The organism is Vibrio sp. Vb0349, assembly GCF_033338975.1.
In genome coordinates, this window is sequence record NZ_JAWOTS010000010.1 from 97,285 (window position 1) to 123,108 (window position 25,824).

Annotated in this window: 28 protein-coding genes and 1 tRNA gene; 8 read left to right on the plus strand and 21 right to left on the minus strand. The window is 45.7% G+C overall.

The window, feature by feature from the left end:
• Positions 1–16: 16 nt before the first annotated feature.
• The gene (gene rnd / locus R7Q47_RS13270; RefSeq protein ID WP_031777213.1) at positions 17–1,135 is read left to right on the plus strand and encodes a ribonuclease D; all 1,119 of its coding nucleotides are present in this window, start codon (positions 17–19) and stop codon (positions 1,133–1,135) included.
• A 77-nt stretch (positions 1,136–1,212) separates the two neighbouring features.
• Here rnd and minE read toward each other — a convergent pair whose 3' ends face one another.
• From minE to minC, 3 genes are read right to left on the minus strand one after another with little or no spacing between them, the layout of a single operon-like run.
• Entirely contained in the window at positions 1,213–1,476 is a 264-nt protein-coding gene (gene minE / locus R7Q47_RS13275) for a cell division topological specificity factor MinE (protein WP_005388332.1), read from the minus strand.
• 2 nt (positions 1,477–1,478) lie between these two features.
• Positions 1,479–2,291 (minus strand): septum site-determining protein MinD, encoded by an 813-nt coding sequence (gene minD / locus R7Q47_RS13280; RefSeq protein ID WP_005388331.1) that lies wholly within the window; start codon positions 2,289–2,291, stop codon positions 1,479–1,481.
• Between the two features lie 17 nt (positions 2,292–2,308).
• On the minus strand, positions 2,309–2,971 hold the full coding sequence (gene minC, locus R7Q47_RS13285) for a septum site-determining protein MinC (protein WP_005382304.1): 663 nt from the start codon (positions 2,969–2,971) through the stop codon (positions 2,309–2,311).
• Positions 2,972–3,168: 197 nt separating this feature from the next.
• Between minC and R7Q47_RS13290 the strand changes: the two genes are divergently transcribed.
• From R7Q47_RS13290 to R7Q47_RS13305, 4 genes are all read left to right on the plus strand, one after another.
• Positions 3,169–3,450, plus strand: a complete 282-nt coding sequence (locus tag R7Q47_RS13290; protein ID WP_005382303.1) for a YcgL domain-containing protein — start codon at positions 3,169–3,171, stop codon at positions 3,448–3,450.
• 48 nt (positions 3,451–3,498) lie between these two features.
• Positions 3,499–4,470 carry a lytic transglycosylase domain-containing protein gene (locus tag R7Q47_RS13295; protein WP_005388330.1) on the plus strand — a complete coding sequence of 324 codons (972 nt, stop codon included), beginning with the start codon at positions 3,499–3,501 and terminating at the stop codon, positions 4,468–4,470.
• A gap of 88 nt (positions 4,471–4,558) precedes the next feature.
• Complete coding sequence (locus tag R7Q47_RS13300) at positions 4,559–5,503, plus strand: LysR family transcriptional regulator (RefSeq protein WP_017634801.1); 945 nt, start codon at positions 4,559–4,561, stop codon at positions 5,501–5,503.
• 257 nt (positions 5,504–5,760) lie between these two features.
• On the plus strand, positions 5,761–6,960 hold the full coding sequence (locus R7Q47_RS13305; RefSeq protein ID WP_005382298.1) for a NupC/NupG family nucleoside CNT transporter: 1,200 nt from the start codon (positions 5,761–5,763) through the stop codon (positions 6,958–6,960).
• A gap of 68 nt (positions 6,961–7,028) precedes the next feature.
• On the opposite strand, the gene folD is transcribed toward R7Q47_RS13305, so the two are convergent.
• The gene (gene folD / locus R7Q47_RS13310) at positions 7,029–7,889 is read right to left on the minus strand and encodes a bifunctional methylenetetrahydrofolate dehydrogenase/methenyltetrahydrofolate cyclohydrolase FolD (protein ID WP_005382297.1); all 861 of its coding nucleotides are present in this window, start codon (positions 7,887–7,889) and stop codon (positions 7,029–7,031) included.
• A 203-nt stretch (positions 7,890–8,092) separates the two neighbouring features.
• Here folD and R7Q47_RS13315 point away from each other — a divergent pair.
• Together R7Q47_RS13315 and R7Q47_RS13320 are read left to right on the plus strand one after the other, a co-directional pair.
• Positions 8,093–8,169: transfer RNA gene (locus tag R7Q47_RS13315), tRNA-Arg, on the plus strand.
• Positions 8,170–8,332: 163 nt separating this feature from the next.
• Complete coding sequence (locus R7Q47_RS13320) at positions 8,333–10,024, plus strand: class I SAM-dependent methyltransferase (RefSeq protein WP_005382296.1); 1,692 nt, start codon at positions 8,333–8,335, stop codon at positions 10,022–10,024.
• A 94-nt stretch (positions 10,025–10,118) separates the two neighbouring features.
• Here the strand turns inward: R7Q47_RS13320 and R7Q47_RS13325 are convergent, their stop codons facing one another.
• Genes R7Q47_RS13325 through R7Q47_RS13405 form a run of 17 tightly spaced genes read right to left on the minus strand, consistent with a single transcriptional unit; the run spans position 10,119 to position 25,333 of the window.
• Positions 10,119–11,342 carry a beta-ketoacyl-ACP synthase gene (locus tag R7Q47_RS13325; RefSeq protein ID WP_042523982.1) on the minus strand — a complete coding sequence of 408 codons (1,224 nt, stop codon included), beginning with the start codon at positions 11,340–11,342 and terminating at the stop codon, positions 10,119–10,121.
• Entirely contained in the window at positions 11,339–12,064 is a 726-nt protein-coding gene (gene fabG / locus R7Q47_RS13330; protein WP_005388326.1) for a 3-oxoacyl-ACP reductase FabG, read from the minus strand. Before fabG ends, R7Q47_RS13325 begins: the two co-directional genes overlap by 4 nt.
• Positions 12,061–12,525 (minus strand): hotdog family protein, encoded by a 465-nt coding sequence (locus tag R7Q47_RS13335; protein WP_005388322.1) that lies wholly within the window; start codon positions 12,523–12,525, stop codon positions 12,061–12,063. Before R7Q47_RS13335 ends, fabG begins: the two co-directional genes overlap by 4 nt.
• On the minus strand, positions 12,518–13,705 hold the full coding sequence (locus R7Q47_RS13340) for a beta-ketoacyl-[acyl-carrier-protein] synthase family protein (protein WP_005388320.1): 1,188 nt from the start codon (positions 13,703–13,705) through the stop codon (positions 12,518–12,520). The genes R7Q47_RS13335 and R7Q47_RS13340 overlap by 8 nt, the downstream gene beginning before the upstream one ends.
• Positions 13,706–13,725: 20 nt before the next feature.
• A complete protein-coding gene (locus R7Q47_RS13345; RefSeq protein ID WP_158173734.1) occupies positions 13,726–14,337 on the minus strand; it encodes a DUF3261 domain-containing protein in 612 nt (203 codons plus the stop codon).
• Positions 14,334–16,676: an MMPL family transporter gene (locus tag R7Q47_RS13350; RefSeq protein ID WP_239932230.1), complete on the minus strand. Its 2,343-nt coding sequence runs from the start codon at positions 16,674–16,676 to the stop codon at positions 14,334–14,336. The genes R7Q47_RS13345 and R7Q47_RS13350 overlap by 4 nt, the downstream gene beginning before the upstream one ends.
• Positions 16,648–17,268, minus strand: a complete 621-nt coding sequence (locus tag R7Q47_RS13355) for an outer membrane lipoprotein carrier protein LolA (RefSeq protein ID WP_318089133.1) — start codon at positions 17,266–17,268, stop codon at positions 16,648–16,650. The genes R7Q47_RS13350 and R7Q47_RS13355 overlap by 29 nt, the downstream gene beginning before the upstream one ends.
• Positions 17,268–17,714, minus strand: a complete 447-nt coding sequence (locus R7Q47_RS13360) for an acyl-CoA thioesterase (protein ID WP_213893653.1) — start codon at positions 17,712–17,714, stop codon at positions 17,268–17,270. The genes R7Q47_RS13355 and R7Q47_RS13360 overlap by 1 nt, the downstream gene beginning before the upstream one ends.
• Positions 17,714–19,267, minus strand: a complete 1,554-nt coding sequence (gene hutH, locus R7Q47_RS13365) for a histidine ammonia-lyase (RefSeq protein WP_169628622.1) — start codon at positions 19,265–19,267, stop codon at positions 17,714–17,716. The genes R7Q47_RS13360 and hutH overlap by 1 nt, the downstream gene beginning before the upstream one ends.
• Complete coding sequence (locus tag R7Q47_RS13370) at positions 19,251–20,957, minus strand: glycosyltransferase family 2 protein (protein ID WP_161441403.1); 1,707 nt, start codon at positions 20,955–20,957, stop codon at positions 19,251–19,253. The genes hutH and R7Q47_RS13370 overlap by 17 nt, the downstream gene beginning before the upstream one ends.
• On the minus strand, positions 20,950–21,318 hold the full coding sequence (locus R7Q47_RS13375; protein ID WP_193837661.1) for a 3-hydroxyacyl-ACP dehydratase: 369 nt from the start codon (positions 21,316–21,318) through the stop codon (positions 20,950–20,952). Before R7Q47_RS13375 ends, R7Q47_RS13370 begins: the two co-directional genes overlap by 8 nt.
• Positions 21,319–21,328: 10 nt before the next feature.
• Positions 21,329–22,729: an AMP-binding protein gene (locus tag R7Q47_RS13380; RefSeq protein WP_213904756.1), complete on the minus strand. Its 1,401-nt coding sequence runs from the start codon at positions 22,727–22,729 to the stop codon at positions 21,329–21,331.
• Between the two features lie 4 nt (positions 22,730–22,733).
• Positions 22,734–23,294, minus strand: a complete 561-nt coding sequence (locus R7Q47_RS13385) for a hypothetical protein (RefSeq protein ID WP_025766967.1) — start codon at positions 23,292–23,294, stop codon at positions 22,734–22,736.
• Positions 23,294–23,551: an acyl carrier protein gene (locus tag R7Q47_RS13390; protein ID WP_005382279.1), complete on the minus strand. Its 258-nt coding sequence runs from the start codon at positions 23,549–23,551 to the stop codon at positions 23,294–23,296. Before R7Q47_RS13390 ends, R7Q47_RS13385 begins: the two co-directional genes overlap by 1 nt.
• A gap of 15 nt (positions 23,552–23,566) precedes the next feature.
• Positions 23,567–23,827: a phosphopantetheine-binding protein gene (locus R7Q47_RS13395; protein WP_005382278.1), complete on the minus strand. Its 261-nt coding sequence runs from the start codon at positions 23,825–23,827 to the stop codon at positions 23,567–23,569.
• 13 nt (positions 23,828–23,840) lie between these two features.
• A complete protein-coding gene (locus tag R7Q47_RS13400) occupies positions 23,841–24,608 on the minus strand; it encodes a lysophospholipid acyltransferase family protein (protein WP_053307503.1) in 768 nt (255 codons plus the stop codon).
• Positions 24,605–25,333: a beta-ketoacyl synthase chain length factor gene (locus R7Q47_RS13405; protein WP_206954006.1), complete on the minus strand. Its 729-nt coding sequence runs from the start codon at positions 25,331–25,333 to the stop codon at positions 24,605–24,607. Before R7Q47_RS13405 ends, R7Q47_RS13400 begins: the two co-directional genes overlap by 4 nt.
• Positions 25,334–25,409: 76 nt before the next feature.
• Between R7Q47_RS13405 and R7Q47_RS13410 the strand changes: the two genes are divergently transcribed.
• Positions 25,410–25,808, plus strand: a complete 399-nt coding sequence (locus R7Q47_RS13410; protein WP_005382272.1) for a hypothetical protein — start codon at positions 25,410–25,412, stop codon at positions 25,806–25,808.
• Positions 25,809–25,824: the final 16 nt, after the last annotated feature.

Here is a 25,824-nt window from a genome sequence, read left to right on the forward strand (position 1 = left end):
TTATAGCGAGAAGTATGTGAACTATCAAATTATTACTAAAAACAAAGACCTAGAAGAGGTTTGCACTCATGCCCGAGAGGCAGACGTAGTGATGCTGGATACCGAATTCGTTCGTATTCGCACTTTCTACCCGCAGTTAGGTCTGATTCAGCTTTTCGATGGTAATCGCCTCTCGCTGATTGATCCGACTGAATTAACGGATATGACGCCGTTTGTAGCGCTATTAAAAGATACTTCTGTGCTAAAAGTGCTGCACGCATGTGGTGAAGATTTAGAAGTTTTCCAAAACGCTTTTGGTTGTACACCATTCCCTATGGTGGATACGCAGCTGATGGCCGCTTTTCTCGGTCACGGCCTATCGACAGGCTTCGCATCGCTGGTGGAAGAATATTTAGGCGTAGAGCTCGACAAAAGTGAATCACGTACCGACTGGATGGCTCGTCCACTGACACAAAAGCAATTAGATTATGCTGCCGCAGATGTTCATTACTTGTTACCGTTATACGAAAAGCTGTTCGATAAGGTGACGCAAGCAGGTTGGTGGGAAGCTGTACAGCAAGAAAGTGATTTACTCGTTTCGAAACGTATTCGCGTAACCAATGAAGAGAATGCCTACCTTGATATTAAGGGCGCTTGGCAATTAAAACCTTCTGAGCTGGCGATTTTAAAGCCATTGGCGACGTGGCGTTATCGTGAAGCAATCAAACGAGATTTAGCGCTGAACTTTATCTTCAAAGAAGGTGATCTATTAACGGTCGCTCGTCTTGGTTTAACGAACTTTAAGAAGATGGAAGCAGAAGATATTGATATCCGAGCGATTAACCGCCATGGCGCGAAGATTGCCGCGATTGTTAAGCAAGCGAAGCAAACACCTTCTGAAGAGTATCCTGCGAAAATTGAGCGTTTAATGGACTATCCGGGTTACAAGCAGGTCTTCAAAAATATGAAAGACTTGGTGAAATCGGCTTCGCAGAAGTCAGGTTTAGCCACGGAGTTCCTTGCCTCTAAAAAGCAGATCAATCAGTTGATCAGTTGGGTTTGGAAAAAAGATCGTGACCCAGAAGTATTGCCTGATTTGATGCAAGGGTGGCGTTTGGATTTACTCGGCGACAAGATGAACAAAGCATTAAAGTAATGAAAGATGAAAAAGGTTGGCCTCGATGCCAACCTTTTTCGTTCTAATTAGAGCATTCGTCTGGCGAGAGAAACTGATTACTTTTCTTCGTCTGGTAGCTTCACATTCAGCTCAAGAACTGAGATATCGTCGTCTTTGTGCTCAAATGTTAAGTCAACCATATTTGGATCAATTGCTACGTACTTGCTGATCACCTTCAAGATGTCTTCTTTTAATTGAGGCAAGTAAGACGGCGCAGGATCATTTTGGCTGCGGCGCTCTGCGACAATGATTTGCAAACGCTCTTTAGCTAGATTCGCAGAAGTTTTCTTCTGTGGACGGAAAAATTCTAATAATGACATGTCTAGCCTCCAAAGAGTCGTTTAAAGAGTCCTTTCTTCTCCTCAGTAAGGAAACGAAATTCAACCTGATTGCCTAATAAGCGATCAACGGTGTCAGAATAAGCCATACCCGCATCGGTGTTATCGTCAAAAGTGACTGGCACACCTTTGTTTGACGCGTTAAGCACGGCTTGGCTTTCTGGAATCACGCCCAGTAGTGGAATATGTAAGATCTCCTCAACGTCTTCAACGCTTAGCATTTCGCCTTGAGTGACGCGAGATGGGTTGTAGCGAGTCAGTAGAAGGTGCTGTTTTACTGGCTCTAGCCCTTGTTCTGCACGCAGTGACTTGGAATCTAAAATACCGAGAATGCGGTCAGAGTCACGCACAGAAGAGACTTCTGGGTTCGTTGTGACAATGGCTTCATCGGCATAGTACAAGGCCATTAACGCGCCTTGCTCGATACCTGCTGGTGAATCACAAATAATGAAATCAAAGCCCATTTCATCAAGTTCGCCGAATACGCGCTGAACACCATCTTTTGTCAGTGCGTCTTTATCACGAGTTTGAGAAGCAGGAAGAATAAATAGGTTGTCCGTGCGCTTATCTTTGATCAGCGCTTGGTTTAATGTCGCTTCGCCGTTAATGACGTTCACAAAGTCATACACGACGCGGCGCTCACAGCCCATGATTAGATCGAGGTTACGCAAACCGATGTCAAAATCGATCACCGCGGTCTTTTTCCCCTTAAGAGCTAGACCAGAGGCGATGGCTGCGCTTGAAGTGGTTTTACCAACGCCACCTTTACCAGACGTTACTACAATAATGCGTGCCATTTTTTTTCCTTTTTAGATTAAATCGCGAGAACTTCTAAATGTAATGATTCATCGGCTTTACTGATCATTACTTTCTTTTGCCAGTACTCGCTTTCAATTTGATCGCTTAACCAGTAGTCACCCGCAATGGATACCAGTTCTGCTTGTAAATCGTGGCAAATAATACGCGCTTCCTGCTGACCACTTGCTCCTGCAATCGCACGACCTCGAAGTGTGCCATGGATATGAATAGAGCCGTCAGCAATGACTTCAGCACCTGCACTGACGTGCGCTAGCACCACCAAATCACCATCTTTTGCGTAGATCTGTTGTCCTGAGCGGACAGGCGTACGAACTACTTTCGTTGGTGCCATTTTGGCAGGTGCTTGGCTTGGCGATTTGCTCGCCGACATAATGGCGAAGCCAGCTTCGGAAGCAAGGTTTTGTACACGCTTGTCTTTACAGCCCGTTACACCGACCGGAATAAAACCGGCATCTGAGATGCCTTGTTTAAGCTTAGGGAAATCAATGTCGCCTTGTACTTTTGCTATATTGATTACCAAAGGCGCGGATGCAAAAAAAGAAGGTGCTTGAGAAACTTTTTCTTGCAAAAATTCGACAGTCTTTGCGATCTCATTGTCAGAAAGGTGTAAAACTGACAATGTAAAACTGCTACCTTTAAGGTCTGGTGAATGGGTCATCGTGGACTTCTTGCCTTTATTGAAAGAGCGTTGCCTTAAACTAGGTATGTCATGTTATATTTCATCCTTTGACGCAGCAAGTTCTCTCGGGGGCAAATAGGTGAATTAATCTCAAATTTGCTATTAAGTTTGCGAGAATTTGACGTTTACAACCTAATCCGCACTCAACGCGGCTAAATCAGCATAAAAGGCGTGTCATGCTTTGTTCTATTTATAAAAGCTCGAAAAAAGAAGGTACTTATCTCTATATTCCGAAAAAGGATGATTTTTCACAGGTTCCTGACACCTTAATGCAGATGTTCGGTAAGCCTATCGCTGTCATGACGATTAAACTTGATGGCCGTAAATTGGCACAAGTTGATATCGAAAAAGTGAAGGCTTCATTACAAAATGATGGCTTCTTTCTTCAGGTTCCACCACCGCCGGAGAACCTATTAGAAAAGTACAAAGAACAAAAAGCCCAGCAGAAAGGCGAATAACGTCATCGTTTTTCATCTGGGATTTCTGCCTTGCTCAAGGAGGGCAATATGAAAAAAATACTGGCTACCATGCTTAGCGTTGGTATGTGTACCTCGGCTTTTGCAAGTAGCGAGGGTTTTGATGAATACTTGAATAAGCTGCGTGCTGAAGCTCGTGATAAAGGTATCTCAGAGCAGGTCATTAGTGCTGCTTTTGCTAATGTTGAGTACAAGCCCCGAGCAGTAAAAGCGGACCGAAACCAACCAGAAAAGAAACTGACATTGGATGAGTACATTCCTCGCGCGGTGCCTGAATGGAAGGTTAAGCAAGCCAGACAACTCTACAAAGAGCATTACACCGAGCTAAAGCGTATAGGCGATGAGTACGGTGTCCACCCGCGCTTTATTGTGGCACTTTGGGGAGTTGAAAGTAACTTCGGTAAGTTTACCGGCAACTTTAAAGTGATTGATGCACTATCCACAATGGCATTTGAAGGCCGTCGTGAAGAGTTTTTCCGTAAAGAGACTATGTCGGCACTGCAGATCCTCGATCAAGGCCATATTGAGCTAGAGAACTTTAAAGGCTCATGGGCTGGTGCTATGGGTCAATGCCAGTTTATGCCAAGCTCTTTCCTTCGTTTTGCTGCTGACGGCAACGGGGATGGTAAAAAAGACATATGGCAATCTGAAGCGGACGTGTTTGCATCAACCGCTAACTATTTGAGCAAGTCTGGTTGGGATGATAAATATACCTGGGGTCGCCAAGTTAAGGTTCCTAAAAATATTGATCGCAGCCTAGAAGGGCGCACGGCTGAAAAAGGCAAATACCTTCAAGAGTGGAGCCAATTAGGTATCACAAAATATGACGGTAGCCCGTTGCCAAAACTGGATGAAGACATCAAAGCATGGTTGATCATGCCGGACGACGAGAATGGTCGTACGTATCTGGTTTACAATAACTACAACGTATTGATGAAGTGGAACCGTTCTTACTACTTCGCACTTGCTGTGAGTCACTTGGCTGACCGCATTAAATACTGATCTGCCATCAAACAATTTGGCATTCAGTCTTCAATACAAGGGCTCTTCGGAGCCCTTTGTTTTTTCTATAACCAAATCGAGGTAAAGCGTGTTATCTGAACGTGCCGCACAAATGGTGATTTTCTCCGCTCTTCTTAAACACAAAAGCTTCACAGCTGCTGCAAAGAGCTTAGGCGTGTCGGTGTCTCATGTGAGTAAACAGTTGAGTCAGTTAGAAGCGTCTCTTGGTATCAAGCTTGTTCAACGCACTACGCGAAGCTTTACGCCGACTGAGGCAGGGAAAACCTTTTTTCATCACTGTGAGCAAGTGGTACAAGCGGTGAGCAGCGCCACATTAGAGATGGAAACCCAGCGGGATGAAGTGGCAGGTTTGGTACGTCTTGGGTTGTCGCAATCATTTGGTACCTTACACATTATTCCAGCGATTCAAGAGTTACGCGAACTGTATCCTCAACTTCAAGTGGAAGTACATCTGTTTGACTATAAGGTCGATATGTTAGCCGAAGGGCTCGATTTATGGGTAACCAACAACGAGCATTTGCCTGAAGGTTACATTGCGCAGCGTTTGACGGATTGCCAGTTTGTTGTTGCGGCATCGCCAGATTACTTATTGAAACATGACACGCCAACAGAACCGGATGACCTATCTGCTCACAACTGCCTCATATACAGAAGCTGGGAGCGTGACTATACGGGGTGGGCGTTTACCAAAGATCAGCAAGAATTGAACGTAAAAGTCTCGGGTAACTATTCAGTAGATCTGGCAGAAGCCGTCCGGGATGCTGCTATTGCAGGTTGGGGTATTGCCTACCTTGCCACTTACTTGCTGGGTGATGAGTTCAGAACGGGTAAGTTAATACAGCTGTTACCTGACTGGAAAGCCAGCCAGTCGATGCCGTTTTATGCGGTATACCCAAGCCGCCAACATATGCCAAAAAAAATATCCGCAGTGATTAACTTTATCAAACAGAAGATCGGCAACCCTTGTCATTGGGACCAACGTTTGGCGCCTTACATCTCTATTCCTAAATAACAGGATCAATGACGTTGTAGAACGACACATAAGGTGATTCACTTCACAAAAATTTTTCCTGAATCAGAAACATATTTTCCATATGGAAATAATTAAAATAAGCAAACGTTTATCTTCAATAAATTCAATTGGTTATTTTGTTGGTCAGTTATTGGTCGCTTAAACTTTTCACACTGTTAACATCCTCAACTTGCAGCATTTTGAGTCCGCTATACAATCCGGTGCCTTCCATATCCCCCTTCTGTCGGATTCATTTTATGAACTCAATTATTGGTATCGTAGCCATACTATTCCTAGCATGGCTACTTTCTACAAATAGAAAAAATATAAAGCTGAGAACGGTGTCGTTTGCGTTTGCTTTGCAGGTACTGTTTGCGTTGTTGGTTTTATATGTACCAGCAGGACGAGATGCGCTGAATTCAGTGAGCAGTGTTGTGTCGAATTTGATCAACTATGGTCAAGAGGGCATTGCGTTTTTATTCGGTAATTTGGCTACAGGGGGCTTCACCTTTGCGATCAATGTTCTGGGTATCATCGTTTTCTTCTCCTCTCTTATCTCAGGTCTTTATCACATTGGTGTGATGCCAAAAATCATTAACTTTATCGGTGGTGGTATTCAAAAGCTGCTGGGTATCGGTCGTGCTGAGTCTTTGTCTGCTACGGCGAATATCTTTGTTGGCACCATTGAAGCACCATTAATGGTAAAGCCTTACCTAAAACACATGACTGACTCGCAGTTCTTTGCAGTTATGACCGGTGGTTTAGCGTCAGTTGCTGGCGGAACGTTGGTTGGTTACGCATCACTGGGTGTCGACCTCAACTATCTTATTGCTGCTGCATTTATGTCAGCACCTGCCGGCTTGTTGATGGCAAAAATTTTAATGCCAGAAGATACGGATAAAGCAGCAGATATCGACATTAGCCAAGTTGAAATTCCACGTGCAACCAACGTAGTAGAAGCATTAGCCGATGGTGCCATGGCGGGTGTACGCATTGCTGTATCGGTCGGTGGTACGTTACTGGCGTTTATTAGTGTCATTGCAATGCTAAACGGCATGTTAGGCTGGATAGGTGATCTTATTGGGACACCATTAAGTTTTGAGCTCATCCTAGGTTTTGTGTTTGCGCCAGTCGCTTGGTTGTTGGGTATACCATGGCAAGAAGCAACCACAGCAGGCTCGCTGATTGGTAACAAGATTGTGGTGAATGAGTTCGTCGCTTTCATCCAGCTTGCAGAAGTGAAGTCTCAACTTAGTGAACACTCACAAGCAATCGTGACGTTTGCTTTGTGTGGCTTTGCAAACATCTCAAGCATGGCGATGCTGATTGGTGGGTTGGGCTCATTGGTACCAGAAAAGCGTGCATTTGTTTCTAAGCATGGTTTCCGTGCGATTATCGCTGGTGTCATGGCGAACTTAATGAGCGCTTCGATTGCGGGCGTGATTTTAAGTCTGTAATTGAAATAGATATCAACAATTAGCAAAAAGGCTCCTTGCGGAGCCTTTTTCGTATCTGAAGTTTTACGTTATTTGTCTGTGTGGAACTGTTCGCAAGCGAGCATCGTGTTCTCAATTAAACTTGCGACGGTCATTGGGCCAACGCCACCAGGAACAGGAGTAATAAAGCTCGCACTTTCACGTGCTTTGTCGTACTCCACGTCGCCAACTAGTTTGCCTGAATCAAGACGGTTAATACCGACATCGACCACCACTGCGCCTTTTTTAATCCACTCACCAGGGATAAAGTTAGGCTTACCAACCGCAACCACGACAACGTCAGCTTGACGCACATGACTCTCTAGGTCTTTGGTAAAACGGTGACATGTTGTTGTTGTGCAGCCCGCAAGCAGCAGCTCAAGTGTCATTGGACGACCAACAATGTTTGATGCACCAACCACAACCGCATGTTTACCACGTAGCTCAATGTTGTAACGGTCGAGTAGGGTAATTATGCCCTTTGGCGTGCAAGAGCGAAGCTTTGGAATACGCTGCGCAAGACGACCAACGTTGTAAGGATGGAAGCCATCCACGTCCTTCTCTGGGTGAATGCGCTCTAAAACATGTGTTGTGTCTATGCCCGCAGGAAGGGGTAATTGCACTAGAATGCCGTCAATTTCATCATCGTTGTTTAATTCATCAATCAGCGCTAGTAACTCTTCTTCTGAGCTAGACGCAGGAAGGTCAAAAGACTTAGAAACAAACCCAACTTCTTCACATGCGCGGCGTTTGCTACCGACATAAACCTGAGAAGCAGGATCTTCACCAACTAGAACCACTGCTAAACCAGGAGCACGTAGCCCAGCTTCAACACGTGCTTTAACACGTGCAGCCACTTCGGATCGAACAGTTTGGGAAATGAGAGTTCCGTCTATATTTTGAGCAGTCATGACTTTCCTTATAAATTAAGAAGGCAGATTATCTGCGGCGCATTGTCGCAGAATTTCTTATCAACATCCATACGCAAACGTTTGCTTTGTGGTGTTTTTGAACATTAAGCGTTTTAATGGACTTTTTTTAGGCATTCAGATCAGAATGTTATGAAAACCCGTTGATTTACCCGTTTGAACTCGTATAATCCTGTCCCTGTAGCGCGCCCTTAGCTCAGCTGGATAGAGCACGTCCCTTCTAAGGATGTGGTCATTGGTTCGAATCCAATAGGGCGTGCCATTTATTCAAAAGCCTCGATAACTCTTTGAGTTGTCGGGGCTTTGTCGTTTTTAGGTTTTTGGCTGTAATTGCCACTCTATCTACAACTTTTGAATGGCATTCTAGCCATTGCAATTTCTAGCAATTAATATGGACGCATATTAATTACCTTTCGTTAACCTTTATGCCTGCCACTTCTAACTTTTATGACCGACACGCCGACTCTTTCGCGAAGCAATACACATCGATCCAGTTTGAGGATGTCCACGCGAGTTGGAGAGTCTTCTGGCCCCAGGCTGGAGATCGTGTGTTAGATGTTGGCGCGGGCTCTGGTCGAGACGCGAAATGGATGGCTGAGCATGGGTGTGAAGTTGTTGCGATTGAGCCTGCTCAAGCACTTCTAAGGCTTGGTAAGTCTTACTGTGGCGATTCCGTTACTTGGCTTGAAGATGCATTACCTAAGCTTGAGAAAACCATTAATCTTGGCTTTCGCTTCGATTTAATTCTTGTCAGTGCGGTATGGATGCATCTTGCGCCTACGCACCGTGAACGTGCATTTCGCAAACTTGCAAATTTGTTAGCGCCTAATGGTCGATTGGTGATTAGCCTTCGTCACGGTGACTTTTCTGACGGTCGTAAAGCTTATCCCGTATCGGTTGAAGAGCTCGAAAAGTTTGCAAAGAATAGCGCTTTAATGGTGAGAAACGTATCTCTCGATGACGATCAGTTAAAGCGAACGGGTGTATCTTGGCAAACTGTAGTGATGTCTTTGCCTGATGATGGTTCCGGTGATCTGAATAAGGTTCGCCACATTATCGTCAATGATTCCAAATCGGCTACCTATAAGCTCGCACTACTACGTACTTTACTACGTATTGCAGACGCTCATTCTGGTGCAGTGGTTGATCGCAGCGAAGGTAAAGTTGCAATCCCATTAGGATTAGTTGGCTTATATTGGATTCGTCAATTTAAGCGTTTAATCGATAAAGAGAACATCCAGCAAAGCTCGAACTCGTCTAAAGGGCTAGGTTTTATAAAGCCCGATGGCTGGGGCAGACTTTCCCATTTAAGTCCTGATGATCTTGCTATAGGCACGACATTTTTTGGTGAAGATGCAGTGGCGCTTGATAAAGCGATAAAAGACAGCTTAAAAACCATAAAAGATGGTCCCGTCACTTTTACCTATCAAGGTGATAAATCAAACCCTTACTTTGAAATGATTCGTTCAGCTAAGAAGCCAAAACGTTCAATTGTTGTGGATAGCGAGTTCCTCGAAGGTTATGGGCTGTTTGTGTTGGATGAAAGCCTTTGGGATTGTTTTCGATTGTATAACTCTTGGATTGAGCCGCTGGTGGTCAACCAATGGATTATGGAAATGCAACGATTTCGGTCTAATCAAGAGCGGGGTATTCCACTGCAAACGTATCATGATTGTTTGGTCTGGATTGATAAAGACCATGATACGCGAGTCGTGCGAAAGAGAATTGAACAGTTGAAGCTCAGCCATTGCGACATTGTCAGTGTATGGAGTGGAAGCAAATTACGAAATGAGTATCACGTTGATCACTGTTTGCCATTTGCTTATTGGCCCAACAATGATAAGTGGAACTTACTACCAACATCTAAGGTTGAAAACCTAAACAAGCGTGATCGTATTCCTGCTAGCTATCGATTAAACGCATCCAAGCCGCGAATTTTGGATTGGTGGCAGTTAGCTTGGGGAGAGACGGATAATTTGAGTCGGACGTTTTTTACCGAGGCTTCATTGTCGCTACCTAATGTGCCTGCATCTTGTCAAGATTTTGAGCATGTCTTTGAAGCGATGGGATTACAAATTCGTGGTGTTAAAAGTCGCCTTTGTATCGCGGAATGGTAATGTCTTGTTTGCCGTTACAGCGTGATATATGAACCTGATAGGCAACCAACAAAAAAGCGCTGGTTAACCAGCGCTTTTGCATTTACTAAGGGCATTACATCTTTTTAAAGATGATGGAGGTGTTGATGCCGCCAAAGGCGAAGTTGTTACTCATCAAATATTTCACGTCCAGCTCTCGGCCTTGTCCGGCGATGTAGTCTAAATCACCACATTGCTCGTCGAGGTTTTTTAGGTTGAGCGTTGGGTTGAACCAGCCTGTGTGCATCATTTCTAAACCTAGCCACGCTTCAATCGCGCCACAGGCGCCTAGTGTGTGGCCAAAGTAGCTCTTGAGTGAACTGATTGGCACTTTGCCCAGAGCATTCGCTGTTGCGTTGCTTTCCGCAATATCGCCGCGGTCGGTGGCAGTGCCGTGAGCAGATACATAGTCGATCTTCTCAGCAGGAATGCCCGCGTTTTGCAAAGCCATTTCCATACAGATTTGCATGGTTTCCATCTGTGGTTGAGTGACGTGTGCGGCATCACAGTTGCTGGCAAAACCGATGATTTCTGCATAGATTTTCGCGCCACGAGCGACGGCGTGTTCGTACTCTTCCAGAACTAGCGTTCCCGCACCTTCACCAATCACCAAACCATCGCGATCGGAGTCATAAGGTCTTGGTGTGCTTTTCGGGTCTTCATTCTTCAGACTGGTGGCAAAAAGGGTATCGAAGACAGCGGATTCCGTTGGGCACAATTCTTCAGCGCCACCAGCAACCATTACCGTTTGGTAGCCATGTTTGATCGCTTCGTAGGCGTAGCCGATTGCTTGGCTGCCAGAGGTACATGCACTGCTGGTTGGGATCACTCGGCCTTTCAAACCGAAAAATAGACCAACGTTCACTGCTGTGGTATGCGGCATCATCTGCACGTAAGTCGTTGCGGTGATCGCTTTGGTGGTTTTCTCATTCAGCATGACACCAAATGCACCGATTGCATCAGTACTGCCTGTTGATGAGCCGTATGCGATACCCGTTTGACCATTGGTGAGTACGTCGTTACCAATCAAACCTGCTTGGCTCAGTGCGTTTTCTGTTGCGACGGTCGCCAATTTGGAAACACGCCCCATGCCGCGTACTTGCTTGCGCTTGTAGTGCTTTGGCAGTTCAAAGTCTAAAATTGGTGCCGCGAGCTTGGTGTTCAAACCATCATACTGTTCGTAAGAAGGCATGTATTGCGTCGCGTTCTGGCAGTCACGCAGTTTTGGTTCGACAGATTGCCAATCGTTACCAAACGCAGTCACACCCGACATTCCGGTTACAACAACTCGATGGCTCATACTAGGCCTCCGTTTACCGAAATGACTTGGCGAGTTACATAGCCTGCGATGTCAGACATAAGGTAACTGACTAAACCAGCAACTTCTTCTGGCTCTCCCATGCGGCGCAAAGGAATTTGCGGCATCGCATGTTCTTTCACGTGTTCGTCTACCATGCCTGTGTCGATAAGCCCTGGAGCAACGCAGTTGACGGTGATTTTGCGTTTTGCCAGTTCAAGCGCGAGTGATTTTGTTGCACCAATTACGCCCGCTTTCGCTGCGCTGTAGTTAGTTTGACCACGATTCCCCATTAGGCCAGAGACTGATGCAAGCGTAACAATTCGGCCGCCTTTGCGCTTTTGCACCATTGGCATAACACAAGGGTGAAGAACGTTGTAGAAGCTATCTAAGTTGGTATGAATCACACCATCCCATTCTTCTTCGGTCATCGCAGGGAAAGCGGTATCTTTTGTGATGCCAGCGTTGTTTACGACGCCATAGTAAGCGCCGTGTTCGGCGATATCGGCTTCTAGCTTCTCACGACAATCTGCACGGTCACTGATGTCGAATTGGATAAGACGACCGCTACCACCATGCTGTTCGATGGTGTTTAGGGTGTCTTGCGCGCCTTGTTGATCGCCCATGTAATGGACAATGACTTGGAAACCATCTTTGGCTAATTGAACGGCAATGGCTTTACCGATGCCTTTGCTGGCACCTGTAACGAGGACTTGTCGGGTCATTGTTGACTCCTGATTTTCATTTCTTGTAATTTTTCTTCTGATGGAACGTAAACGTTCAATTGGCAAGTCGCTACAACAGTTCCTTGTAGCTCAATACGGGCTGAAAAAACCGCCATACCGTTATCTTCCATAACTTTTTCAGCATACACATCGAGCACCTGTCCGCGAGAAAACGTATCGCATTCAGACGTGTATCGACGGCTACCAAGCAAAAAGCCAATCGGTGGCGCTTGTTCTTTCATTAATGCGTGGTAACCAGACCACGCCGCGACAGATTGCGCCATAAACTCAATGCCAACGTAAGCTGGCACGGTTTGAGAGGTCGAGTCGAAGAACGGGTTGTGTTCTGCGATATCAACCTGGCAGTGAATCGTATCTTGTTGAACATCCAAAGCACGATCAACCAAGATCATTGGTTTGTCGTGTGGCAAAAGTTGTTCGATGGGAGGAAGTTTAGTCATGAGCGTAACCAAAAATAAGACTAATATTATTGCCACCAAAAGCAAAAGAGTTGCTGAGAATCGCTTTGTTACCCAGTTTGGTTGGCGTCTCAACTAACGATATATGGATATCGTCTGCTTTGGTTTCGCAGTGTTGTATTGGCAAATCAAGGTTGTACTTGAGAATATGCCAAGCGATCGCGGCTTCCGTTGCACTTGCTGCGCCTAATGTGTGTCCGGTAAGTGGCTTTGTCGAGCTTACGGGAACGGAGTCTCCAAAGCAGCGATGAATGGCTTTGCTTTCCATCGCATCGTTTAACGGCGTTGCTGTGCCATGCGCGTTGATGTAACCAATGTCTTGCACTGTAAGTCCTGCATTGGCCAACGCTTTTCTCATCGCTTCTTCTGCGCCTAACCCTTCTGGATGTGGTGCGGAAATATGGTGTGCGTCTGAGCTGTCGCCAGCTCCGAGAAGAGCAACGGGCGCAGGTGTTTTGCTTAGCAACATTAATGCTGCGGCTTCACCGATATTGATGCCGTTGCGATGTTGGTCAAACGGCTTACAAAGGGTATCGGATAGAGCTTCTAAACCGTTAAAGCCGTTTAGTGTGAGGCGACAAATGGTATCCACACCACCCACAATAACCGCATCAACAATGCCAGAGCGAATCAGGCGTTGTGCGGTTAAAAAGACACGGCCACTAGAAGAACAGGCGGTTGAAACTGAGTAATGTGGGCCGCTCAAATCAAAGTAGGCGGCAATAAAATCGCTGCAGTTGCCAAGCTCTTGTTTGGTGTAATGGTAGTCGGCAGGAAAATTACCCTTTGCCAGCTTTTCACCAAATGCGATTTCGCCATCTGAAATGCCAGATGTGCTGGTGCCGATCACGACTGCGATACGGTCACGACCATATTTAGCCATGGCGTCACGCACGTCGCCTTCGATTTGCAGCAAAGCCGAAAGTGCGAGGCGGTTGTTTCTCGTATCAAACTGGCTGAGTGCGGTCGGTAATTGCGGTAACGTCTGTGCAATTCGACCGATTACTGTTTGGCGGCCTGAATTTAAAATATCTTGGTCAACCACCATGTTGGATGGCTTCGCTCCCGATAAACACTGGTGGATGAGCGCGTCATCTTGTCCCATGGCAGAGTGAAAGCCACAGGCCTGAATATACAAAGGTTGAGAAGAGCGAATAGGCATATTGTTATTCTAAATTGTTCTTAGTTAATCTGATGTTGCAGTGTTTGAATAGAAATTGAAAACTGATGTTTGAGGTGATGAAAATCAATCTTACCCTCTAACTTGTTAGAAGAGCTGTATTGAATCTCAATGATCTTTTCACCGTCGCTATCAAAGATGGCGCGAGAATTATTTTTATCAATAATTCGCCACCTTACCTCATTTAACGATCCTTCCCAAGCGGAACTCGGCCAGAGCGTGATCATCAGGTTAAATAATACCTGTTCTGGCTGCGGTAGCGAACCTTGTAAACCATTGAGCACTTCGGTTTGAATTTGTTCTCCATCGTAAGACAGTGAGAGTACTCTTGTCCCCCAGGATGAGAAGCCTGCCAGCACCACTTCGTTGTTGGTCACTTGCAGTTGTACCGGAAGTTGCTCAGATGTGGTTTTACCATCTATTGCCCAAGAAGCCGTAATTAACTGACTGGCAGACAACTGATAGCCCAAGCTTGCGGGAGTGGGTAAGCTAACTTGGGTGTGCTCGTCAATGTCGACCTGAGGCGTCGATTGGTGAGGTACCAAGCTGCATGCACTTAATAACAGACTCAGTGCGAATAACGTCGCGCAGCGAAAGGCGTGATTGAAAATCATGACGTCGTTTCCTCTGTTTTAATTGCAATCGGAGAGAGCAGCCAAGCGACAAAAATACCACTTAACACCGTAATGCCAAAACTGTGAATCGCGTGAGTTTGGCTGAGTGACAACAATCCAAATGACAATACAGTGGTCATTGCCGAAAGGGTGATCGCCAATAGTGTGCTCACACTGCGGGCTTTCTCGGCAAAGAACAGAGTATAATCGATCCCTATACCAAGGATGAGCACCAAGCCAAGCAAGTTGAACAGGTTTAATGTTGTTCCCATCGCGACAGCAGTTGCCAGACCGCACGCGCAAGCAATCAATGATGGCAGTAAAACTCGCCAACTGTGTTGCAGACCGTAACGCTTGATTAATACCAGAAAGATCACAGCACTGGCGGCTGCCAATAGCTCCATGATTTTAATTCGGTATTCACCAAATAGGGCGGATATTTCTTCTGCTTTGTTTAGGTAGACAACATCAGACTGTGATTTGGCAAATGCCTTAACAACAGCGGAGTCTTGCAATTGGTTTAACACCACAACCGTTGCCGATTTTTCTTTAATTTTACCCAAATGAAGAAAACGTACAGGCGCTGATACCGGGTTTTGCAAGTACTGTTCAACCGTAACAGGGATAAAGTCGGCGTCCATTTTGGGCTTTTTACTTAAGCCCAGCCCGGAAGTAAGTGGGCTGGATTGTGTCGCGTAAAGATCGCGAATCAATTGATAGTCTTGTTGCTGACGTTCCACTGAGCTCAAGTAGCGGCTCAGGCTCTGGTAGCTTTCGATGGTGCTGTCCGCTTTCCACGCTTCTAATGTTGGCGTCAAAGACTCCAGCTTTTTCATTAGGTTTTCGTCATCGTCGGCGGTAACGACCAACATTTGCTGTGAAGATTGCATGCCACTGAGCGTCGTAATCAAGGTTTCTTGCTGCTTGAGATCGTTCGGCATCGTTTGCAGTAGACGAATGTCGTCATCGTAGTTCAATTGCAGCAAGAAAAAGCCACTCGCAACCACACATAACATCGGCAATCCGACTTTAATACGAGGTTGATTCCAAAGCGTTAACCATTTCGCCAACAGTGATTGTCCCGGTAAAGTCGAAATGGTGCGCGATGGGTTACGAGCCAGTATCGGATACCAAGCCACCACGGTGATGTAAGCGGCAATCAGACCAATGGATGAAAACAGCGCAAGCTGCTGCAAACCAGGAAACGGTGCCACTAACATGCCCAAATAGCCGATCAAACTGGTGATTAAGCCCAGTGTGATCGCTATGAAAATATGCTTTAACCCTTGCTCGCTATCCCATTCATTTCCCGCCGCAAGACGTTCCGTTAGGTAGTGGAATGCGTAGTCGATAGACACACCGATTAAACTTGCGCCAAACACTAAGCTGAACAGATGGACTTTTCCAAAAATCCACGTCGTAACGGACAACGCAACGAGCAGACCAATGGTGATGGAAAGCAGTGCTAGGGACAGCGGCATCACACTCCGAAAGACCAGCAAGAACAATGCAATGATACCGAGTAGAGAGAATACACCGATGGTGCTGATCTCCGATTTTGCACTTTGCGTACCAAAGTCAGCGTAAAATAGAACGCCAGTATGTGCGACTTCAGCGCCATATTTCTGCGCGACGCCTTGTTCTAGCGCTTGAATATCAGGGACTGCAAGTTGCCCAGTTAGGCTATAAGGCGAGTCTTTTAGCTCGGCAGTAATAAGCAAGTATTGAGCACCGTCTTTTTCGACGGACAGATAGCCGTTATCCAATCGGAAAGAGGACGATTGCTGGGTAACTTGGCTCAAATAATCACGAAATAGCAAGAAAGGATCATTTTGTAACTCTTGCCCGGTCACTCCAGAAAACGGGTTGTACAGCGACTGAATCACATGCTGCACTTGCTGTTCTGGATTTTGGCTTAAACGCTCTCGTTGTTCAGGCGTCAGCAATTGGAAGCGGTGCTTAAAGTAGTAACTCGCCCAAGCTTGCTGCTCTTGAGGTGAGATTTTTCCCACCACATCGCGAAAATGATTACTCTGACGCAAACCCTTATCAAATTCAGCGGCTGCTGCAAAAAGGGCATTTTTGTCCGGCGCTGTGATCACGAAAATGACTTTGTCGCTCATACTTGCCGAGACCGACTCAAAGGCTTGCTCAGCCACCGGGTTTTGTTGGTTCTTCGGCAACAGTTTTAAAATGTTGGTCTCAATCGGAGATTCTGCACTCCAAACCCATTGTTTGAGTAGCAACGCGCCCGCTAAAACAACGAGATTGAGCCAAACCAGAGCAAAGGTGTGAGTGCCAAGACTGAGTTTAGAAACGGAATTGAGCGTCTTCGGCATCCGTGAGTTCCTGAGGTAGAGAGGTCTGGTTTGTAAACGTGATTTCGGTCTTATCGCCGCGCAGCTCTTGCAGGGTTAGGCGATCAATATGCGTTTTACCGGAAAGGGTGATGGCTTTAAACACCGCATTTAATGGTGACTGTTTGGGCACTAAAACGAGCTGCCACTGATTGTTCTCAACTGAAAAATCGAGTGTGAATTGTTCTTGCAGTGCAGAAGTATCCCCGTGGAACACGGATAAAAACACATGGCTAAAGTAGAACGCCATTGGGTTTTCTTCAGCAGAGATCGTTTTCGGATCTTGGTTGGCAAAAGTCTGACGAAGTTTGTTTTCCGTCAATACCAAATTGACTGCGAAAGGTTCTGTTTGTTGCCACAACAAGCCATGTGTTTTGCTCAGTGTGAACTGACCTTTAGAGGTTAGAGGTTGACTGAACATTTCCAGATGACGCTGCTGCGTAAAATCTCCGCGTACTATTTCATGCTGAGACAACTGCTGTTGAAGCGACGCCAAATCCGTTACGTTTGCTGTCGGTGTGGCCAATGCTGGAACAGAAAATATCAACAAAAAAGAGATTAACCACTTTTGCATTAGTTCAGGCTCCCATGGTTGTGCCATTGCTCTACTTTATCTAAAAAGACTGCTGGAGACACAAAGCACATCTCTTGCTTTTCAATGGATACGGCGACTTGCGTTGTATGCGCTTTGGACATACGTTGATTCGTTTCGGCGTCGTAAATCACGTAATCCACACGCAAGCGGTTTTCCCACTCAGTGAGTTGCGCGGTAATACGAATGGTGTGATTAAACGGAATCGCCTTCACGTATTTAACGCGCGTGTCGATGATCGGCCACATGTACCCAGAGTCTTGCATATCGCGATAGCTGTATTGGATCTTCTCCATCAGCACACGACGCGCTTCTTCAAAATATCGAAAGAAGTTGCCGTGATAAATCACGCCCATTGGGTCAGCATCTTGAAAAGAGGTGACCATAGTCACCTCCGCTTCTAATGGGTAGAGAACCTGCTCTTGCATTATACCTCCGCGTAGAGTGGCCAATGACGTTGCTGAATGCGTTCAATGAAATGGCGCAAATCTTGTTCCAATGGGCGATCTTCAATCACAAATTCAAACTCGCTCAGTACGGCGTCACGAATTACTCGCAAACTCTGACTCATGTGGTGTTCGTCCAATTCGTTATGACGGCGACGAATCTCAACCGATTGAACGCTTGCTAGGAGTGAAGCCGCAGCAACTTGCTCTGTTAACTCAAGTACGCGTAAGCAATCACGAGCCGCAATGGTGCCCATGCTCACTTTGTCTTGGTTGTGACATTCGGTTGAGCGAGAAAAAACGCTTGCTGGCATGGTGTTTTTCAACGCCTCTGCCGTCCAAGCTGAGATACCAATCTGAACCGCTTTAAAGCCGTGGTTGATCGGTTTACGCTCGCCTTCTGCACCGGTTAAGTTAAACGGCAGGCCGTTATTGAACTTGTAATCCATCAGTTGCGCCATCTGACGGTCCAGCAAATCAGCTAAGTTGGCAATGTTCACTTTCAACGTATCCATCGCCATTGCGATATGACCACCGTAGAAGTGACCGCCGTGCAGAACGCGCTCATTGTCGCCATCGATAATTGGATTGTCGTTGGCACTATTTAGTTCATTCTCAATCAATTGACGTAGCCAAGGCAGTGAGTCTTGCACCATGCCAATCACGTGTGGCGCACAACGCAGCGAGTAACGATCTTGCAGTCGGTCGCTATTGCGTGGCGGACGTTCAGCATTGAGATCATCACGCAGCCAAGCCGCAACTTGCTGTTGACCAGGGTGAGGTTTTACCGCAAACAACGCTTCATCAAAGTGGAAGTCATTACCTTGCATACCCACAGAGACCATCGCGGTAATCTTGGTGCAAAGCTGCGCTAGGTATTCTGCGCGTTTGTAGGCAAGACAGGCGAGGGCAGTCATCACGGATGTACCGTTCATTAACGCCAAACCTTCTTTTGGTTTTAGGCGAATTGGCTCAATGCCCAGCTCTGCAAACACTTCTTGTGTTGGTCGCACATCGCCTTTGTAAAGCACTTCACGCTCGCCAATTAAGGTCGCCGCTAGGTAAGACAGAGGCGTTAAATCGCCACTTGCACCCACCGAGCCTTCTTGTGGAATACGCGGCGCAATGTCGTGGTTGATAAGCGTAACGATTTGGTTCAACAGATCGTGAGACACGCCAGATACGCCTTGCGACAATGAACATAAACGTGTTGCCAGCACCGCACGAGCTTGCTCATGAGAAAGGATTTGACCTAAGCCACAACCATGGAAGCGTGTAAGGTGCAACGGAAGTTCATCCACAAGAGCGGGTGGAATCGCCACAGTACATGAATCGCCGTAACCCGTGGTCACGCCGTAAATAACGCCTTCTTCCTTCAGTAATCGTTCCAGAAACGCCACGCCACGATCAATTTTCGCGGTAAATTCTGGCGAGGTGTTCATGTGTGCCTTTGCACCTTGAGCAATGGCAACGACATCTTCGATGGTTAAAGATTGGGCACCAAAAGTGATGTTGTGATTATTGTTGTTTGTCATGTGGCTGATTACTTAAAGTCCAGAAGTTAAAAAAGTTGTACCACTGTAACGGCGCTTGCAGTGTGTGGTGTTCTAATCTTTGTGCGTACTGTTGAACAACGCGTTCTAGTGCCTGCTGACGCTCCTTGCGTGGTAGCGTGACTTGGTCACTAAAGTGTTCAAAGTACACATTAAAATGCGGAGTGTTCGCTTCATCGTCGCGTAGGCCGAAGAGTAAGTAAACCGGCGCTTTTAATACCGAGGCTAGCATGAATGGGCCTTGCGGGAATGGTGCAGGTTTACCAAGAAAATCTGCCCAAACGACACGATTTTCTTTGCTGGTGGAAGTGCGATCGCCAACGATCACCACCCATTCGCCTTGCTCGATTTTTTGTTGAAGCAGAATCGCGGTGTCTGGTCCCATTGAGCTGACTTGAATCAGATTCAGTTCCGAATTTGGGTTTACCGCCTTCATTACCGCATTAAATTGTTCAGCGTGTTGGGTAAATACCAAGGCATTGATTTTGACATGAGAGTGTCGACGACCAAGCGCACGGCAGAGTTCGATATTGCCAAGGTGCGAGCCTAAAATGAGCACGCCTTGTTTTTTCTGCGCCATCTCTTCGAAATGATGCTGGCCGTGAATGGTTAGGTTATCGACGTTAAAGTCACCTTGCCATGCTGCCAGTTTGTCGAGCATGGTTCGCCCAAAAGAAAGCAGATGATGATAGCTGTCCAACTGTTTTGGTAGTGCGATGCTCTGCTGCGTTGCGTAGTACTGCAAGTTTTGCAGGTAAATCTCAGACGCTTCACGGGCAGATTTACCCGTGAAGTGGTAGTAGCGCATGACTAATTTTAAAATCAGGTCAAACGCTTTTCTGCCGAACAAGCGGTAAACCGCGAGTAAGGTTTTGATGCCTAAAATCGTGCCTTGTTCTTTTCGTTTCGACCAGTGGGCATTACTGTCATCTGTGTTTTGGCGCTTTCTGGCGAGTAGCGAAGGAATGCGCGGCAACATGCCAAAAAATAGGCGAGTGTGCATCCAGCTTATCTTGACGTTATCCCACAATGCGTCGAAGTGGGAAATGCCACCTTCAGGGTAGATCACGCGCGTTGGAACAAAATCAATGTCGACGCCTTCCCAGTACATTCGCACTAGAATTTCGATATCAAAATCCATGCGTTTGCCGATACTGTACTTGTTCAACACGGCGACCGTTTTCGCCACTGGGTAGGCGCGAAAACCGCACATGCTGTCTTTGATAGACAGTGACAAGGTTTCTATCCACACCCACACGTGCGTAGCGTAGCGACCATACAAACGGGATTTAGGTACGCTCTCGTCGTATATCGGTTGGCCCGAAATCAGGTTATCTGGTTTTGTTTCGCTGGCGCTGAGCAATTTCGGCAATGCTTCTAGGTCGTGTTGACCGTCTGCGTCGATTTGAATGGTGTGCGTAAAACCAAGTTGGTGAGCTTGATGTAGGCCTGCCATCACCGCGCCACCTTTGCCTTGGTTTTCACTCAAACTAATCAGTTTTATCAGCCCTTGTTCACTCAAAGCAGAAAGCGCTTGTTTGGTGTCTTCATTGCTGCCGTCGTCCACGACCAGCACTGGCAAAGCGAAAGAGGATAACGATGCCACCACGTCTGCAATTGTGCTGCCGTGGTTGTAGCAAGGAATTAAAAAGCAGGGACGGTAATCACTCACGTGACTCACCCAGTTTCATTTTGCCTGAAGAGTGAGTCACCAAGGTTTCACCGTTTTTCGATGTGTACTTAAAGGTCAATTTCTCGCGCTCATTGTCCCAAGAGAGTGAGAGGCAAACGTCGGCGTTTGGCAGAATCGGCTCTTGAAATTTGATGACTTCCATTCCTTTAAATACCTTGGGAGTATTCAAATGTTGAACGGCGTAGAACAGCGCCCAATCAATTTGAGTGACGCCGGGTAAAAGAGGGAAGTGATTGAAATGACCTTGGAAATCTAAGATGTCAGCATCCACTCGCAGCGACAGCTCCGCGGTATGGTCACTCACTTCAATATTCTGAATAGTTGGTTTTCTTTTTTCCATGTTACTAGCTTTATTGGAATAGTTTTTCAATTTCAGCAACTTGGCGTTTGCCTTGGCTGTTCAATGGAATTTCGTCGACCACTCGGAATTTTCTCGGGATAGCGATCGGTTCTAACCAATTGCGCAGTGCCTTGCGAAGTTCAAGCCAAAACTTGCCTTTACCAAGTTCATCAAGCACATCACCGCCTTTATCGTTAAGTACGATGATTGAGACTAATGTGAAACGACCAGATTCTTCTATTGGGATCACCACGCTTTCTTGAACCCACGGCAATTGCTCTAAACGTTTTTCCACTTCGACAAGGGAAATACGCTTTTCTTCGACTTTGACGATTCGGTCAGTGCGTCCACGCAGTTCAAAAGAAATACTATCATGGAAATAGCATTCATCCGCAGTTTGGTACCAAGTGTTTTCATCAATGTGTGGCGAGCGGAGCTTTAAACAATTTTCATGGTTAAGCTCGGCTTCAACACCAGGGAATAACGTCCAGGGAGTGCTAGCTACGTGCTGCTGACGGTAAGCGATGCCGCCGGTTTCTGTGCTGCCAAACACTTCAATAGGAAGTGACCCAAACAACTCCTGGCTGTGCTGCGCCGCTTGGTTTGGCAAGGGGCCACCAGAAGAAAATACACACCGAATCGCAACCGGATCGTGCTCTTCACTAAGTCGTTTAAGTAACGCAGGGCTACTTACTAGCGTGGTGTCAGCATCAGCGTGATGGACAATTTGCTCTGGGAACTCAAGGTTGTGTGCTGAAAATGGACGTGCTGAGCACAAAGGCCACAATACGCGGAACAGCAAGCCGTAAATGTGTTGATGAGAAACGGTGCTTTCAACGCGTGTGCTGGCAACCGTGTCGCCCCATAGGTTATCTAGAATAGAAACTTCGATATCGAGCTGTTTCAGCGTTTTTGCAATGGCTTTTGGTGTGCCGCTTGAACCCGAAGTAAATAGCGTTACTGGTATTTCTGCCAGGTTTAATTCACGCCAAAAATAAGGTTGTTTGGCCTCTGGCTCGTTAATCACGGTGGTTTCTAGCAATGATTGAGCTTCGATCAAAAGCGAGCTCACCAATTCTGGAACCGAGACATCGGCATCATGCAGCAACAAATCGTAGTGCTCACTGAGCTCTTTGAGTGCTTCTAGTTGGTAATTACCAGGTAATACAATGGATTTTCCTGTATAACAACAAGCAAAAAAGCCAACGGCAAACAGGTAGCTGTTGCCAAAACACAACGCAATGTTTTGCGTTGGCTGGGTTTCTAACTGCTGAGCAAGTGTTGCGACGTGCTGCTGGAAATCACCCCACGTGATAACCGTGTCGCGATCGTAAGAGACTGGGGATTGCTCAGACCTCTCTGCGATGAACAAGGTCGCAAGGGAGGTAAAGCTCGAATACGTTGTATTCATACGATTAGTGTTCCTTTCGAACAAATTGACGCACGATCCATTCTCCAGCGAACAAGCCACCAGCAAGTAAGTAGCTGATGAGGCCGTTATAAAGCGTCCATATTTTTACTGGAAGGAAACAGGTATAGAGTGCAACGGCAGCGTTGAGCGTAAAAAAGGCGCACCAAACCATCGTCACTTTGCGAGTGTAAGCCACACCACTAGCCGGAAGGTCGGGTTCTTGCAAGCGAGCAAGCCTCTCTATGATCGATTGCGGCTGTTTTAAGCTCAGTCCAAATACACACAGCATACATACATTGACAACGACAGGGTAAAACTGAAGCCACCCATGTTGTTTAAACACCATGCCAAGCGTAATTAGGACAATGCCAACAGCGCCCGTAACGAGCGCCAAGAACTTAAACTCTTTTAGTGGGGTCTTATTTGCGACGAAAACACGCAAAAGTAACGCAGCAATTAACAAGCCCCCAACTAAGTTCAAGCCAAATTTATCTATACCGAAATAGACGGCGAAGGGGTAGGCAAACAGTACAATTGCAGACAGACCAGTCAGCAATTGGCGCATTAACTTTCCTTCAATAACTCAGTTACAGCGTTAACCACATCGTCAACGGTTCTTACTGCACTAAACTCTGCTGGCTTGATTTTTTTGCCAGTGACATTCTGTAGGTGTACGACCAAATCAACGGCGTCAATGCTATCAAGATCGAGATCTTGGTATAAGTGCGCATCTGATTGAATGTCGGCTGCGTCAATTTCGAACAGCTCAACAAGCGCATCTTTAACTTGTTCAAATACTTGATCTTTATTTACATCAGTCATGAATATACCTACAACTTATTCATTAGTTTGAGAAGAAACGTATTTCGCTAGATTTGCTACAGACGCAAAGTGTTCGCGCGTATTTGAGTCGTCGGCATCAATAACGATGTTGTATTGTTTTTTTATTGCGAGTCCAAGCTCAAGCGCGTCGATAGAATCTAAGCCAAGTCCATCACCAAAAAGTGGTGCATCCGTTTCAATATCATCTACGGTTAAATCTTCAAGGTTTAAAGCATCAATAATAAGTTGCTTAATGTCGTTGTGTAACTGTTCCACTGGGACCTGCTTATTAATAAAAGTTTTCTGGAAAAATGTTTTCAGCTAGGTGCTGTTGTAAGCGTCGCGCCGCTATTGTCGGCGACGTAGTTTGCTTTATAAAGGGGGTAATCTCAACTTTATCCTTTACTTCAACCCTGAAAAAGGGCTTTGTTGCCGGTACTTGATACCATTTTTTCTCTTTTGTGAGGAAACTTGGCGTTACCGTAATATGGACAACTCTTAAATCTCGTTCTGTTCTTACCGCAATTTGTGCTGCACCGCGTTGTAATTTCGGCTCTACACCTGGTGTTGTTCTTGTTCCCTCAGGAAATATAAGCAACACGTTGCCTTTGTTAAATCGTTCATCACAAAGTGCTAATAAATCATCCGGTGCTTCATTGGGAATATATCCGGCTGCTTTTACGATGTGCTTCATAAAAGGATTCGACCATATTGCCGATTTTACTAAACAGTCGCAGCGATTTAATTGTGAAGCAATGAGAACGTAATCGATTAAACTAGGGTGGTTGGCAACAATTAAACAATTACGATCTTGTTGAAGAATATCGGCGCCAATAATTTGATAATCGATTGCGCCACTCAACTTCATCAATTTACAAAATGTGTTGAATGAATATCGAATCGCACCTTGAACTTTATATTCGCGTTCCGTTTGGTCTGAAACAAAAATACGAATGGTCGGAATAACAATGAAGCTCAGTACTAAACCACCTAACCCAAATACTGAAAAACAAAAGCCTGTTGCTAGCACACGCCAATACTGATTTAAGCGAATCATTTTTTGTGCCATTCCCAAGCTTGATGCGGAGCGAAAATAGTCCACTGGCTTTTATCTAACAAGTATTGTTGCAAAAATACTAAACCTTGAGGAAGAGGATGACTGGAACATTCTGCGTTTATGGAGCTTTGTATCGCGAAATTGTCTCCATGAGAAAGTATCAAGCCAAGTCCAAACCCTTGGTATTGTTGGTTTTCATATTCTAAATAAGAGTCAGGCATAGGCTCATCAAAATCAACAAGCAGTACTTTTTTGTCAGGATTGTCGGACAAAAACAGCCAAGCTTCTAATATTGCGCTTTGGAATGTGTTTTCTGCCGCAGCGATAGAAGTTAGGGGAATGGGTTGTTTAGTTGCGATAGTGGCAAGCCCTGCGGCGGTATTGTGCACCGATTGAGAAAAAGCCATCGGAGACGCCTCTTCTCCATTAATTATATCTTCAACTAGTGCGACGCTGCGATGCAGTTCACCATGACGGCTTGAAAATACAAGGTAATCAACTTGATGTTGATTAAGCATTTCGATTGCAGTTTGTACCGCCAGTTTACTGAGTGGGCTCATTCTTCTGCGCATCATCGCAGGAATATTTGCAACATTGATTTTGCCATCTTCTGGCCATTTTATCTCTGTTGCCCATTGTTTCCATTCATTGGATTCGGATAAACCGAATGAATTCGCTGTCCACGCATCAATATTGAACGAAATGTTGATCTTCGAGTTTGGCATATTGGGTTAAATTGTTTATTTTACAGCTCGATACAAATTGGGGTTGACCCAAATTCACAATAAAAAGGAAATTATCATGTCGCGTTTTAAGCTGTATGTCTCGTTATTATTAACTTTGCTTCTTGTTGGTTGTGGACGAGTACAACCTGTAATGAATGTGGAGGATACTCCAGTTGCTTATGATCTTCAAAATAAACAAGTAAAAATGGCCATAGTGCAATCAGCAACTAACCGAGGCTGGACGATCGAAGAAGTAAGCCCTGGTGTTCTTATTGCAAAAATCCACGTTCGTAAACACTCTGCAGAAGTAAAAATCCCATACAATAATAAATATTACTCAATTATTTATCTAAACTCAGTAAATCTCAAAGCAAGTGATGGCAAAATCCACCGCAATTACAATCGTTGGGTAAACAACTTGAATGTTGATATTCAGCGAGCTATTGCATTGTTGGGCAATCAATCTCAACAATAAAACTATTAATTGCAGT